At 54.3% G+C, this 14,069-nt stretch carries 14 protein-coding genes and 1 pseudogene; 3 read left to right on the top strand and 12 right to left on the bottom strand.

Annotated features, from left to right (window positions below):
- Positions 1–808, top strand: an 808-nt coding sequence (locus tag H8Q75_RS01470) for a polysaccharide biosynthesis tyrosine autokinase (RefSeq protein ID WP_297039857.1), incomplete at its 5' end; no start/stop codon positions are given.
- A gap of 7 nt (positions 809–815) precedes the next feature.
- Here H8Q75_RS01470 and H8Q75_RS01465 read toward each other — a convergent pair.
- The 7 genes from H8Q75_RS01465 to H8Q75_RS01435 all read right to left on the bottom strand — a co-directional run bounded on the left by H8Q75_RS01465 (position 816) and on the right by H8Q75_RS01435 (position 7,508).
- Positions 816–1,886 carry a RuBisCO accumulation factor 1 gene (locus H8Q75_RS01465; RefSeq protein ID WP_297039855.1) on the bottom strand — a complete coding sequence of 357 codons (1,071 nt, stop codon included), beginning with the start codon at positions 1,884–1,886 and terminating at the stop codon, positions 816–818.
- A gap of 48 nt (positions 1,887–1,934) precedes the next feature.
- The gene (gene thrB / locus H8Q75_RS01460) at positions 1,935–2,840 is read right to left on the bottom strand and encodes a homoserine kinase (protein ID WP_024124809.1); all 906 of its coding nucleotides are present in this window, start codon (positions 2,838–2,840) and stop codon (positions 1,935–1,937) included.
- 3 nt (positions 2,841–2,843) lie between these two features.
- The gene (upp, locus tag H8Q75_RS01455) at positions 2,844–3,506 is read right to left on the bottom strand and encodes a uracil phosphoribosyltransferase (RefSeq protein WP_024124808.1); all 663 of its coding nucleotides are present in this window, start codon (positions 3,504–3,506) and stop codon (positions 2,844–2,846) included.
- Between the two features lie 59 nt (positions 3,507–3,565).
- Complete coding sequence (gene uppS / locus H8Q75_RS01450) at positions 3,566–4,315, bottom strand: polyprenyl diphosphate synthase (protein ID WP_024124807.1); 750 nt, start codon at positions 4,313–4,315, stop codon at positions 3,566–3,568.
- A 22-nt stretch (positions 4,316–4,337) separates the two neighbouring features.
- The gene (cdaA, locus tag H8Q75_RS01445) at positions 4,338–5,216 is read right to left on the bottom strand and encodes a diadenylate cyclase CdaA (protein ID WP_297039849.1); all 879 of its coding nucleotides are present in this window, start codon (positions 5,214–5,216) and stop codon (positions 4,338–4,340) included.
- 20 nt (positions 5,217–5,236) lie between these two features.
- Complete coding sequence (gene lysA, locus H8Q75_RS01440; RefSeq protein ID WP_297039847.1) at positions 5,237–6,589, bottom strand: diaminopimelate decarboxylase; 1,353 nt, start codon at positions 6,587–6,589, stop codon at positions 5,237–5,239.
- 73 nt (positions 6,590–6,662) lie between these two features.
- Complete coding sequence (locus tag H8Q75_RS01435; RefSeq protein WP_024124804.1) at positions 6,663–7,508, bottom strand: prohibitin family protein; 846 nt, start codon at positions 7,506–7,508, stop codon at positions 6,663–6,665.
- Between the two features lie 106 nt (positions 7,509–7,614).
- On the opposite strand from H8Q75_RS01435, the gene H8Q75_RS01430 reads away from it, so the two are divergent.
- Positions 7,615–8,271, top strand: a complete 657-nt coding sequence (locus tag H8Q75_RS01430; RefSeq protein ID WP_024124803.1) for an ATP-dependent Clp protease proteolytic subunit — start codon at positions 7,615–7,617, stop codon at positions 8,269–8,271.
- 22 nt (positions 8,272–8,293) lie between these two features.
- Here H8Q75_RS01430 and H8Q75_RS01425 read toward each other — a convergent pair whose 3' ends face one another.
- The 5 genes from H8Q75_RS01425 to H8Q75_RS01405 form a co-directional block, all read right to left on the bottom strand.
- On the bottom strand, positions 8,294–9,583 hold the full coding sequence (locus H8Q75_RS01425; protein WP_297039842.1) for an LCP family protein: 1,290 nt from the start codon (positions 9,581–9,583) through the stop codon (positions 8,294–8,296).
- Positions 9,584–9,869: 286 nt separating this feature from the next.
- The gene (sds, locus tag H8Q75_RS01420) at positions 9,870–10,841 is read right to left on the bottom strand and encodes a solanesyl diphosphate synthase (protein ID WP_011057594.1); all 972 of its coding nucleotides are present in this window, start codon (positions 10,839–10,841) and stop codon (positions 9,870–9,872) included.
- A 94-nt stretch (positions 10,842–10,935) separates the two neighbouring features.
- Positions 10,936–12,009, bottom strand: coding sequence for an ATP-binding cassette domain-containing protein (locus tag H8Q75_RS01415; protein WP_024124801.1), 1,074 nt, complete (start codon positions 12,007–12,009; stop codon positions 10,936–10,938).
- A gap of 3 nt (positions 12,010–12,012) precedes the next feature.
- A complete protein-coding gene (locus H8Q75_RS01410; protein WP_024124800.1) occupies positions 12,013–12,171 on the bottom strand; it encodes a chlorophyll a/b-binding protein in 159 nt (52 codons plus the stop codon).
- Positions 12,172–12,224: 53 nt separating this feature from the next.
- Positions 12,225–13,232: a succinate dehydrogenase/fumarate reductase iron-sulfur subunit gene (locus H8Q75_RS01405; RefSeq protein ID WP_297039831.1), complete on the bottom strand. Its 1,008-nt coding sequence runs from the start codon at positions 13,230–13,232 to the stop codon at positions 12,225–12,227.
- Between the two features lie 54 nt (positions 13,233–13,286).
- On the opposite strand from H8Q75_RS01405, the pseudogene H8Q75_RS11930 reads away from it, so the two are divergent.
- Positions 13,287–13,620 (top strand): annotated as a pseudogene (locus tag H8Q75_RS11930) (YnfA family protein).
- The last annotated feature ends 449 nt before the right edge of the window (positions 13,621–14,069 follow it).

Here is a 14,069-nt window from a genome sequence, read left to right as displayed (position 1 = left end):
GCTGTTGGTATTAGGGGCGATCGCCAGCCTCCTGTTGGGCGTTTTCGCCGTTTATCTGGCAGATGCTGCTGACCATACGTTTGTCAGTCCAGCCCAGGTGGAAGAAACCCTAGGCGTGCCCCTCCTTGGCAACATTCCCAAGGCAACCCCCCAAATCAATCTGCGCCTAGAGCGCGTCGTCAAGGGCAACGCAGGGTTGTGGCAGGTGACCCAAGTCCTACCCACTGTGGGGGAAGGAATGAAGTTCCAAGAGTCCTTTCACCATCTGTTGGCTAACCTGCAAGCGGTGGGTCTGGGGCAGTCATTGGCCATCATTTCAGCCCTACCCACCGATGGGCGTACCACGGTTGCTCTCCATCTTTCCCTTGCTGCCGCAGGCACGGGTCAGCGGGTTCTGCTCATTGATGGGGATTTGCGCCAACCTAAGATTCACCGCTATCTTGGACTGAGTAATGAACAGGGCTTGGCAGATTGGTTAATTCAGCGGCGACATTGGCATAGTGTTGCCCAGACTCAGCGCGGCCTTGCCATTTTAACGGCCGGGGAGTTGCGGCAGCAGCCGATGCGGCTCCTAAGTCAAGACACGCTGAAGCAATTCATGGCTCACCTCAAAAATTACTTTGATCTGGTGATTGTGGATACACCGCCCTTGGCCAACTTTGCTGATGCCAAACTCTGGTCGGGACTGGTGGATCAGACTCTGGTGGTGGTGAATTTGAAGGCGCCCCGGCAGTCTGTGGGTTTAGCCTTGGCAGATTACAGCTTAGGGAGTGTCAGCCCTCTGGGGGTTGTGGTTAATCTCGCCTGAAGCTAGGTTATTCCTCAAAAAACCAGAGTTCCCTATTGAGGCTCTCATCCAACACTTGGGGGGGGCGCAGCACCAGTAGAAGTTGGCCAAGAATTGGAGCCGTAGGCGGTTCAGGCAACCAAGCCAGTTGAACTGCGTCAGAGGCCCTAGGAGCAATCAACAGATAGCGATCGCGGTTCCACTCGGCCAGACCCCGATCCACAATCAGAAGCACCTGGGCAATGGGCAGCCCCTCTGGGCTTGGCGGTAATTCTGCAGGGAGGTCTGCCGCTGGCCAAAGGATCGCCACTGGATCAACGGCATTGAGCAGCACTTGCCAAGCGGGGAGAGCCACAAGACTCATTCCTTGGGGAACAGCAACCACGCGAAATACCTCGGTGCAGCTCAGGCGGGGAACCTGCTGAAAGGCAGTAGCGGTCAGGGGGGCGGTACCGGCCACAGGAACCAAGTAGGGGACTTCCTCAGCCGTATCCAAGCGGTAAAGGGGGAGGCGGGGTTGATTGACCGCGGGGACAACGGTGAAGTCCGTGAGTAATTTTTCTAGGGCCTGCCGGCCGCTAGCAGATTCGACAAAGCGCAGCCCTTGGGCAATGAGGCGCGATCGCTGGGCCAAATCTCGCTGCTGCCGTGCCAGTTGCCAATAGTAGCGACCAATGCGATCGCCAACACTCTCACCAAAGCCTTCACTGTCATCCTTTTGATAGCCGCCTGCTTTGAGGGCACGACACACCTCATGAACTGCAGTGACATCCAGTTGTTTCTCGACAATCAGCGTCGCTACTGCCAGGCGATCGCCCGCCGATAAGACCCGTAGTTCATAGAGCAGATCGCTGCCCCGCATTTGAAAATAGGCACGCACCGATTCGGGTGCTTCCCCTAGGCTCTGATTCACTTGCAGGGCAATGATGAGTTGATTTTGGTGGATGGGTTCAATGCCCGTGGCCTCAAAAATGGCTTGGGGAGAGAGCCCCTGTTTTTGCAGTTGCCGGCATCCTGCCCCCCAATCCTGCCAAGTTCCCTCTTTGCGGCGCAGGCGTTGCAGCAGGTCCGTTGTCAGGGCATCCGGTTCTTGAGTCATCAAATCACCTCCTAGCAGCAGGAAGCATTTTATTGATTTCTATGATTTTTAGCGATCGCCCACCGTTGTCCCTTGGCGTTGAATTGCCAGTATCTCCACCCGTGCCTGCACATCAAACGTTGCCCAAGTCTCCTTGAGGGCAGTGGCAATGGCTGAAGCAGTTACGGGATCCCCAAGAGCTAAGAGAGTTGGGCCTGCTCCACTAATAACGAGGCCGTGGGCACCCGCCTCAAGAGCCGCCCTGTGGAGATCGGCATAGCCTTTGATCAGACTTTGGCGGTAGGGTTGATGCAGGCGATCGGCCAACGCCAGTTGCAGCCACTCCCGTTGCCCTGTTTCCAACCCCCGCAACAAGGCGCCAAGGTGACTGATATTAAAGACGGCATCACCATAGGTACAGTGGCAGGGCAGTACTTGCCGTGCCGTTTCTGTGGCTAGCTCAAAGTCCGGAATAGCCACAATGGGCACCACATCCTGATCCCAAGGAATCTCTAGCCAATGCCATCCGCCAGCACCCTCTTGAACAGCAAGACGACAGCCCCCTAGTAGGGCCGGCACCACATTATCGGGGTGGCCTTCCATTTCAATGGCCAATTCCAGAACCTCGGTATGATTGAGGGGAAAGCCCGCCAGCCGATTCGCCCCCACTAAGCCACCGATAATTGCTGTCGCTGAGCTGCCTAGACCCCGTGCGAGGGGAACCCCCAGGTCAATCTCCAAATATACGGGTGGTGCTTCACGCCCTAGATGTTCATAGAAACGGCTGTAGGCACGATAGGCCAAATTGTTAGGGCTACTGCTGACACTGGCGGCCTCAGTCCCCCGCACGCTGACATGGGGGCGATCGCTCAAGGAAAAGGTAAACGTATTGGTGAGGGTCAAAGCGGCCCCTAAACAATCAAACCCTGGACCCAAATTAGCCGTTGTCGCCGGCACAGTGACCACGGTCATCATCGCCTAGGTTTCCTCTCCAGTACCAAAGGCGCGATCGCCGGCATCCCCCAAGCCGGGCACAATAAAGCCCTGCTCATTCAACGTCTCATCAATTGTGGCTGCATAGACTTGCGCTGCGGGAAAATAGGCACCCAGTTTCTGCAGAGCCGGGGGGGCAGTGACAACGGAAATGATTCGCACCAAAGCTGGGTCAATCCCCCGCTGCACCAATTCCTGCATGGCTATCATGATTGAACCTCCCGTTGCCAGCATCGGCTCACTAATGAGGACACGGGTTTGGGGGTCAAACTGAGGGGGCAACTTATTGAGATAGCAACTGGGTTCAAGGGTAGCCTCATCCCGCACAATCCCTAGGTGGTAGGTCTTTGCCGTTGGTAAGACCCCTTGGGCACCCTCGAGCAAGGCTAAACCCGCCCGCAGAATTGGTACCACGACCACGGGGACTTGGGGATTCACGACCATGGCTCCACAGGGGGCTAGGGGGGTTTCAACCACTGTTTCCACTGTTGGCAACCATTCCCGTGCCGCTTCATAGGCCAGCCAGCGACCCAGTTCGGTCATTGCTACGCGAAAGAGAGGCGTGGGTGTGTTGCGATCGCGAGCCACGGTCAGCCAATGCTGAATTAGCGGATGGGGGGGGACATAAACGCGCAATTGAGGGGTCACAGTATCGCTCCAACATATACCCAGCGGGCTTTCCTATTGTCCATCGAAACTGGTCCCTTTTAGACACGGCCAAAGCGCCGCTGTCGTTGTTGGTAATCCCGCAGTGCCTCATGGAAAGCAGCCCGGTCAAAATCTGGCCAGAGGGTCTTAGTGACATAAATTTCCGCATAGGCCACCTGCCACAGCAAAAAGTTACTGATGCGCAGCTCGCCACTGGTGCGAATGAGTAAATCGGGATCCGGCAGGCCACCTGTGTATAAGTGGCGTTCAAAGAGCACTTCATCAATATCCGCAGGATCAAGGAGTCCAGCTTTTACTTGGGCGGCAATCGAACGGCAAGCGTGGATGATTTCCCGTCGCCCACCATAATTTGTTGCCACCACAAATTTAATGGTTTGGTTATTGGCCGTAGCCGCCATGGCTCGCTCGATTTCCGCTTGCAGGGATTTTGGCAAACACGCCAAGTCACCCACAAAGTGAATTTGCACGCCCTCGGCCACCATTTCCGCTAGCTCCCGCCGCAATACCCGCTCAAAGAGGGTCATCAGAAAATCTACCTCTGGCAGGGGTCGTCCCCAATTTTCTGTGGAGAAGGCATAGGCGGTCAGCGCTTCAATGCCCCAGTCTTTGCAGCAGCGCAGCAAATCCTTGAGAGTGTCCACCCCCCGTTGATGCCCCATAATGCGCGGTAAATTGCGTTGCTTTGCCCACCGGCCATTGCCATCCATAATCACCGCCACATGCCGCGGTAGGCGATCGCGATCTAAATCCTCAGGTAACTCAATGAGTGAATGGGGCTGTAGAGTCATGGATACATCCTGCTGACAGAAATTAGCGCAGTGGCCATACAGTTTTCCAAAATTTTAAGCTGTGCTGACGTTGACGGGGTTGTGAAGTTCCTGTCCCTTGATCCTGCACATATTGCCGCAACAATTCCCCTAGTTTACTGCTTGTGAGGGGACGTTGAAGCTCCCCCTTAAAGGCAAGGGAAATTGACCCTGTTTCCTCAGAGACGACCACACAGACACAGTGGCTAATGCGTTCGGTAATCCCTAGGGCGGCGCGATGGCGAGTGCCCAACTGCCACGGCCCCGTGCGATCCGAGAGGGGCAGGATCAACTTTGCTGCAATGACTTCAGCACCGCGCACCCAAATTGCCCCATCGTGCAGGGGTGAACTCGCCTGAAAAATGGAGGTAATCAGTTCTGGCGAAAGGCGGGCATTGAGGGCGATCCCTGCATGGGTAAAATCTTCGGGGCTGAGCTTTGTATGGGTTTCCAACAGAATGAGTGCTCCCGTACGAGCCTGAGATAAGCCCTTCACAGCCGTCACAATCAGATCAACGGCATCCCTGGTCAGACTCGACTCAGCTACGGGCTGCATAAAGCCTAAAAATTGACCCCGTCCCAACTGTTCCAGAAAAATGCGAATTTCCGATTGCAGAATAACGGCTAAGGCGACTGCAGAACCAATCACTAAGTTATGAAGAACAAAGCTTAAAAACTGTAGCTCAATGGCACGACTGAGGGAGGTTGCCAAAAGGAGGACGATAAAGCCCCGTACCATCCAGAGGGTTCGCCGCTCGGCCACAACCCGCAAAATAGCATAGGTTAAGGCCAAGACCAAAACCACATCCACAACTGTTCGCACCTTGGCCAGTGTCTCCGCCGACAGCAGCAGCCACGGTAAGTTACCTAGGAGGCCTATCATCCCATCGTACTCGTCACCTCCTAGGGGGCGGGGGTGCTCAATCGCAGGGGCAAGACATCATGGGCCACCAAATCAGCGTAGGTTTCCCGCTGCAGGATCAGGTTGGCTTCACCCTCATAGACGATCACCGCTGCTGGCCGAGGTACGCGATTGTAGTTGGAGGCCATGCTGTAGTTGTAGGCACCCGTACTGGCCACCACTAAAATATCGTTGGCCTGCAGGGGGGGTAGAGTGACTTGGGGTAGCAGAATATCGCCCGATTCGCAGTGCTTACCGGCAACCCGCACAGTTTCTGTGACTGCGGTGGTCATGCGGTTGGCACACAGGGCCGTATATTGTGCCTGATAGGTAATCGGTCGTGGATTATCGGACATGCCACCGTCCACAGCGATATAGGTACGCAACTCAGGAATGATCTTCCGACTGCCGACGGTATAGGCTGTAACTGCCGCAGGTCCAACGATGGAGCGACCCGGCTCACAGATGAGTTTTGGTAAGGGAAGATACCGTTGCTGACAGGCTTGGCTCAGTTGATGGCTAATGGCTTTTGTCCAGTGGGCGATCGCCGGCGGATTATCGGATTCTACATAACGAATGCCCAGTCCACCCCCTACATTCAATTCGCGCATGGGTAGCATTGCCGCACGGGCCTGAGCCAGCCAATCCACCAGTACATCACAGAGGTCTAAGTGGGGTTGCTCCTCAAAAATCTGTGAGCCAATGTGGGCGTGCAGTCCGACCCAGTCTAGTTCTGGATGCGCCTTGGCAAACTGGAGCAACTCTGGAAACTGTTGCGGATCAAAGCCAAATTTACTGTCTAGATGCCCGGTGCGGATATATTCGTGGGTGTGGCATTCAATCCCCGGTGTCAACCGCAACATGACCCGGGGTGGGGTCGACAGATCATGCTCCTCAACGTAGGCAGCAAGGCGTTCTAGCTCTAGCCAGTTATCGGCAACAATCGTGCAATTGACCTCAAGGGCATAGAGGAGTTCTTGGGGGGACTTGTTATTACCGTGGAAGTAAATATGACTGGCAGGGACGCCGGCACTCAAGGCAGTATAGAGTTCGCCCCCCGAGGCGACGTCAATGCCTAAACCTTCACTGTGGGCAAGGGCGCAGGTGGCCAAGCAGTTCCAAGCCTTTGAGGCGTAGAGCACCAAAGATTCACCGCTATAGGCCTGCTGGAGCGTGTCTTGATATTGACGGCAAGCGGTGCGAAAGGTGAATTCATCAAGAATGTAGAGGGGAGAGCCAAACTGGGCCACTAACTCCACCACATCACACCCGCCAATGGTGAGATGGCCGCGGGCATTGGTTTGCGCAGTCAAAGGTAAAATTTGTTGATTGGCAGCAAGAGGGGTGGAGATCATGGGTCAATATCGCGAGAAACCAAAGAACAATCAAGGACAAATTGCTATTCTCAATTCTAGGGGGATTTGGGCATCACTCCCTTGCCGATTGCTGGCTGCTCCAGTTCAGCAAAAAGGGGGGCAGTCCTTCCTTGCCATTGAGCACAATCACTTGGGGCACTTGGGCACCGCCTTCGCGCCACGCTTCGATCGCCTCCTTTTGCAGCACTAACTGGCCACCCGGAGCTTTGAGGGTTTCAGCAAGGAGGCGTTGGGCTTCCGCTTTCCCTTGGGCACGGTTAATTTCCGCCTGCGCCTGTTGAGCTGCCTCTTGGGCAATGTAGACTGCTCGCTGTGCCCGCTGTTCCGCAATTTGCTTATCCTCCACCGCCTTGGAAAATTCCTCCGAGAAGTCAAGGTTAACCACACTGGTATCGAGCACCAGAATGTGGTACTTAGACAAGCGTTCCTCTAGGGCGCGATCAAAATCCTGCTTCAGTTCGTCCCGCTTGGTAATGGCCTCCTCAGCCGTGCGGCGCGCCGCCGCAATTTTGAAGGCCTCTTGGGTTTGGGGGGCGATAATTTTGGCAACAATATTTTCCAGTGTGCCTTGGGTGCGGCGCACATCCACAATGGCCATAGGGTCTAGGCGAAAGTTAATGGCAAAACTGGCGGTAATGTCCTGCAAATCTTTGGTGGCACTTTCCGCTGGCACCTCAAACTTCTGGACAGTTACGTCATAGACATCCACGCTGGCAATAAAGGGGGGTTTCCAGTGAATGCCCTCAAGGAGGGGGGTATCTTGAGCCTTTCCCAAGATACTCAGCACCCCGGCTTGGCCGGGATTGATAATCACCACTGCATTCAAAAGCACAACCAGCAAGACAATGGCGATCGCCACCACTGAGGAGGTGAGCCGTGAACTGCGGAGTTGATTCATGCCCGACGAACCTGATTTCTGGTTTGATTATAGGGTGTGCTTCCCGCCGATCCTAAAGACAATTCCTTGCTAGAGTACAGATAGTCTGTCATTTACTGAGCGTCCTATGCGGTTGCCCATTACTGCTGCCCAAGCGGCCTACTATGGTGATGCCTACTATCGCACTCCCCCTCCCGATCTCCCTTCGCTGCTGTTGAAGGAGCGGATCGTCTATCTTGGCATGCCTTTGGTGCCGGCGGTAACGGAGTTGATCATTGCGGAACTGCTCTATCTGCAATACGACGATCCTGAAAAACCCATCCGCATCTACATTAACTCGACGGGTACCTCCCGCTACGATGGTGAGCCCATTGGCTTTGAAACGGAAGCCTTTGCCATCTGCGACACCATGCGCTACATCAAGCCGCCTGTGCATACAATCTGCATTGGTCAAGCCATGGGGATGGCAGCCATGTTGCTCTCGGCTGGTACCAAGGGATGTCGCGCCAGTTTACCCCACGCCACGATTGTTCTGCACCAAACCAAAAGCTATGCCCAAGGGCAAGCCACCGATATCCAAATTCGTGCTAAGGAAGTGCTGGCCAATAAGGCGATGATGGTGGAGATTTTGGCACAAAATACCGGTCAACCGCCGGAACGGATCACCCGCGATATGGATCGGCTGCTCTATATGACGCCGCAAATGGCTAAGGAATACGGTATTATTGACCGCATTCTTGAACCCGAGGCGGTGACCAAAAAACTACCCGCAACCCTCACTTAATGTCACTTAGTGTAAGAGTCACTTAGTGTAAGACGGCTGCCCAGTCGCGGCCAATGCGAATGGTGATGTCGGAGGAAAGAACGCCAGTGGAATTGGCAGAGACATATCCCATGCCAAGAGTAGAGCGGAGGGTTTCGGCAGCTCTAAGATCACCCTGTTGGGCAATAATCTCTGTTTCTGGGCTTTCCTGGTACCAGTCTTCAGCAATCACCACATTGGTATAGCCGTAATGGGCAAGGAAATCGGCCATATCTCGGGCAGCCTCACGACTGCCAGAGGCGTTTTGCAGGGCAATGCGCAACGTACCCGTTTCCTTCCACGTAGGGTCAACCGCTTTTGAGGGGCGATCCCGAAAGTGCGCGGCAATGACCCGATCAATGCGGTCATAGTCAGGGAGCCAGTAGCTCGCCTCATAGCCATCACCACTAAAGTGTCCCGGCAGCAAAATCAAGCGGAGATTCTCCGGTGGAATGCGCAGACTAAACTGGGCGATCGCCATCAGTTCGGCAAAGGTTAAATCCGTATCCACATATTTTTGGAGGACGCCATAGATTTTTGGTAGCTGGGTCACCATGACGGGATTGGCCAGTTTCTTCTGTAGCGCCTTGATCAGCATCTGCTGCCGCTGGGCACGACCAATATCCCCCAGTTCATCGTAACGAAAGCGAACAAAGCCCTCTGCTTGCTCCCCGTTCAGGGTTTGCAGCCCCGGTTGTAAATCAATGTAGAGCTTTTGGGTGTGATCGGTATAAGCCATCCGCTTAGGCACATTGACCTCAACACCCCCCACCAGATCCACCAGTTCTCGAAATGCCTGTGTATCAATGCGAATGTAGCGATCAATGGGGGTATAGTTGAGGGTTTCACTCACCACCCGCACCGTTAGCTCCACATCCCCATAGACATTGGCGGCGTTAATTTTGCCGGTACCATAGCCGGGTATTTCCACACGAGTATCACGGGGAATACTCAAGACCGTAATCGTGCCATTTTCAGGGTTAAACCGCGTCAGCAGCATCGTGTCAGTGCGACCACGGAACCGTGCCGCGGAGCCTTCGGGGGCATCCAAGACGTTATCCACCCCCAGCACCAAGAGGTTCACTGGCCGACTCATGCCATACTGGAACCCCCGTGCCATCATTTCCAGCCAAGAGAGATCCCGACGATGGCTGGTCCCCTGAAAGGGTGACATCAAAACAAACGTCATGCCCGCAAAAGCTGACACCAGGGACACACCACTAAAGGCAGCAATCCAACCTAGGGTACGCCACGGCGAAGGATGCGATCGCTGACCCCTGCTTTTTTGATACACGCTTTGACTTCCCCGACCACCCCCAAGAGAACTTACTGGTTTCCGTTGTTTAACGCCTCGTGCCACAAATTCACTCCCAAAACAAAAACGAATCGTGGGACAGTCGGGTGGACGCAACCCCTATCTCCAGTGTAGGGGATTGATTACTGATCCCGCACTTATACCTATTGGACTACCTATTGGACTGTCTTGGACTGTCCCAAGGAGGGCTTGTTTTTGCTTTTCGATCAGTCCCTGAAATTTATGCGCTGGGAATTGGTTAATTGGCAATTGTTCCACTGTCAGCTTAGTAGAGCCGTTCAAGGACATAATCCGTCAATTGGCTAAGGGCCTGACGGGGTTCCGACGGCGGAAGCACTTCAAGCGCCGGTAGAGCCGCTTGGGCATATTCCTTGGCTAAATTGCGGGCATCTTCAATCGCACCACTTTGGCGCACAAGGTTGAGGGCGGTTTCCAGATCACCTTCTTCACTAAACTCGCGCTCGATGAGGGTGTGCAGGTAGGGGGCTTTGGGTAGGGCAAAAAGGACAGGCGCCGTTAGGTTGCCATCCCGCAGATCCGAGCCCGCAGGTTTCCCTAGTTCTGCCGTTGAGCGGGTGAAGTCGAGGATGTCATCCACGATTTGAAAGGCCAAGCCCAAATTTTTGCCGTAGGTGTACATGGCTTCGATGGTTTCTGGGGGCGCTTCACTGAGAACCGCGGCGGCCTTGGCACTGTTGGCAATGAGGGAGGCTGTCTTGTAGTAGGTTTTCAGCAGATAGTCATCTAGGGTAATGCTGGTGTCAAAGCGGTTAAAGCCTTGGCGAATTTCCCCTTCAGCAAAGTCCTTGATGACTTGGGAGAGGAGCTTCACCACTTGCAGGTTATCCAAATCCGCTAGGTACCAAGAGGCTTGGGCAAAGAGAAAGTCTCCGGCTTGAATGGCCACCCGATTGCCAAAGACGCTGTTGACCGTGGGCACACCGCGCCGCAGTTGCGCTTGATCCACCACATCATCGTGAAAGAGACTGGCAGTATGAATCATTTCCGTAATTTCTGCCAAGCGGCAGTGCCGGGGGGTAATCCCCTGATCGGGGAGTGTGGCTCGCGACACCAAAAAGACAATGGCAGGTCGGATGCGCTTGCCACTGGCGGCAAAAAGATGTTCGGCGGCAGCAGAGAGTACGGCGTGTTGGGCTCCAATTAGTGCCTTCAGGTTCTCCGTGAGTACACAGAGATCCGCTTCGACAGGTGAAAAAAGAGAGGTTACCGAAGTCATGGACGGGCTGGCCGCATAAGTTACGAAATTTTACAGAATCCTAGTTGTATTCTAAGCGAACCCTCCAATCTTGGGTAAGGGTTCCGATGAATTTTCAGGAAGCCTTAGAATTGAGAGCCGCCCCGGTCGTGGAATCAAACAGATAAAGATGGCTGACCTGCAACTGGAGAGGGTCACCCCTTTGAGGGATTTGGTGACTGGGGGCTAGCCACAGCAGTTCCTGAGCACTATCCATGAGGCGACAGCGGACAATGGCTTCGCGGCCTAGGGGTTCAACGAGGGTGGCGATCGCCCCCAAACCCTGCTCGCCGAGATGCAAATGCTCTGGGCGAATGCCTATGGTGAGGCTCTGTTCATTGTTCAGCGGCCAATGGGGGGTATGGGGACAGGACAAGGACTGCTGCGCGATCCAAAGACGGCGGCCATCCCAGCGAGCGGGCAGTAAATTCATCGGTGGCGTGCCAAAAAATCGCGCCACCATTGTATTAGCCGGTCTGCCATAGAGCTCAGCAGGGGTGCCAATTTGCTGAATTTGGCCGCGGTCCAGCACCACGATGCGATCGCCAAGGGTCATGGCCTCCACCTGATCGTGGGTGACGTAGAGGGTGGTAATGCCCAGTTGTTGATGCAATTGTTTCAGTTCAGCACGGGTTTGCTCCCGCAATTGAGCATCGAGGTTAGAGAGGGGTTCATCGAGCAAAAACACTTGGGGCGATCGCGCCAAGGCTCGTCCTAGGGCCACCCGCTGCTGCTGACCACCAGAAAGTTGACGTGGTTTACGCTGCAACAGGGACTCGATCCCCAGTAGCTTTGCCACTTGCAGTACTCGCTGCTGCCGTGTTGTCGGATCAACACCGCGCATTTTCAGACCAAAGCCAAGGTTTTCGGCCACGGTCATGTGGGGATAGAGGGCATAGTTCTGAAAGACCATGGCCACATCGCGATCGCGCCCACTGCGGCCATTGACACAGGTCTCCCCAATATAGATGTCGCCGCTAGTGGGTTGCTCCAAGCCGGCAATGAGCCGCAATAGGGTGGATTTACCACAACCAGAAGGCCCAACAATCACCCAAAACTCCCCTGCCGGTACCGTTAAAGATAGGGGGCCGATCTCCACCCCCGGCGCAAATCGTCGCGTGACTCCCTCTAGGCGCAGTGTTGCCGTCACAACCTATCGCAAGCCCAGCCACGTAAAGAAATCTTGACCAGTCACCCACTCGAGCACGAGCAGGGCGATAAAGCCAATCATCGCAAAGCGGCCATTGATCAGCTCTGCATAGCGCGACCAGCCAAATTGGGGGGTCAAATCATCGGGCGTCGGTTCACTCATGGTGTTAGGAATGCAAAACCACTTCTTTAGATTGGCATAGGGTCCTGAGCATTTCATCCCCTTTTTGGGTCCTTTATTTTAGGATAGGTTTGTTTCTGCTGTAAGGCTGTGATGACCGCCTTGATTTGTGCTTGACCGGCAGACTTTTCAAACCGCAGCGGAAACTTGCCGCGCCGCAATAACCGCCACCCTAAAGGGATAAGGCTCATAACTCCAACGACATCCCGCAGACCATTGCCCACCACCCGTAGGCCAAATTGCCGCTCATCCACCCAGCCGCCTCTTTTCACCAATTCCAAGAGCACTTGACGATGACGCAAAGGACGGTCTTGATTGCGGGATGCTGGGGTTGAGCGTGCGAGGATCGCCTGCTTGATCTCACTAATGCGATCAAGGGGTTGCACGCCCACAGGGCACACCGTATTGCAATTAAAACAGCGGGTACAGCCCCACACGCCACTGCTAGCGGTGTTGTATTTGTCTAGGCGTTGCTCAGTTTCGCTATCGCGGGTATCAGCCACAAGGCGAGCGGCCTTGGCAAGGGCATGGGGACCGACAAAGGCGGGATTCACTTCCACGGCATTGCAGGCACCGTAGCAGGCGCCACAGAGGATACAGTTGCCGGCGGCGTTGAGCTTGGCGCGATCGCTGGGGGATTGGAGAAACTCCCGCTCAGGTACTTGCCGTGACGCTGCACTCACATAAGGATTGACGGCTGAAAGTTTTTGCCAAAAATTGCTCATGTCTACGACAAGGTCTTTGAGGACAGGCAAATTCCCCAAAGGGGCGATCGCAATTTGGTTGGGCACAGGGCTGTTGACTAGCTCGGCAAGAATACTTTGCTGACAGGCAAGGGCAGAACGACCATTAATCGTCATCGCGCAACTGCCGCAGATGGTGTTGCGACAATTTTTGCGAAAGCTAAGAGTGCCATCTTGGTATTCCTTGATTTGAATGAGGGCATCCAGGATCGTCAGGGAAGGATCAATCTCTAGTTCAAAGGTTTGCCAATAGGCGCCCTTGTCGGGCGCTTGGCGACGAATCCTCAACTGAATTGTCATATGCTGGTGTTGGCCCAATCTAGTTTCCAGTCTATACTAAGCACTGCGGTGATGATAAAAGTTGCAAAATCCCTAATTTACTTTTTCATCACAGGTCTCCTCGAGCTTGGGGGAGCCTATTTTGTGTGGCTCTGGCTACGAGAGCATAAAAGCATTTGGTATGCCTTAGGGGGGGCGATCCTAACTTTTTATCTATGGCATGGTACCGACGCTTCAACCCGCGCATTTCGGTCGTGTTCAAGCCGCCTATAGTGGCATTTTCCTGCTGGTGGCTATGTTCTGGAGTTGGGGAATTGATAAAGTGCGCCCCGATAAGTTTGATCTGCTCGGTGCCGGGGTTGCCCTCCTAGGAACGCTGATTATCATGTATGCGCCAAGAAACCATTGACGGCATCGCGATCGCCCCAAAATTGTTCTGTAAGCTGGACTTAATCTAATTTATTCGAAAGTAATATTTATCAAAGACCAACGGATGCAGCGGGGGCGATCGCCCAATAAGCTTCTATCAACTTCAGCCTGTACAGCCCGCTGGACAGCACATGAGCACATGATGGTTAAGGAGGAGTAATACTGTGGCTTTTCTCGGTCAGTTTCGGAGGATTGTGTCAGGTAATTACAGTCGCCCACCCTTGGTTTCTTGCCGGGTGGCATAGTCATGGGGGCTCTGGGCAGTCAACGCCAGATTTCTGATGCCATCTATAAGTTCACCTAAAAAAAATTGTCCAAATCATTCCAAATTATTAAAGTCATTAAAGAGGCGGGGATAACCGGCTCCACTGTGATGGAAACTGGCCCCAAAGGGCGTCGCAATATGCGCTCCCCTGCTCAACCCCACAT

Origin of the sequence: Thermosynechococcus sp. OHK43, assembly GCF_014466085.1 — a bacterium.
Classification (GTDB): Bacteria; Cyanobacteriota; Cyanobacteriia; order Thermosynechococcales; family Thermosynechococcaceae; genus Thermosynechococcus.
Note: the sequence above shows the minus strand (reverse complement) of the source record. Positions and strands in the feature narration are given on the sequence as shown.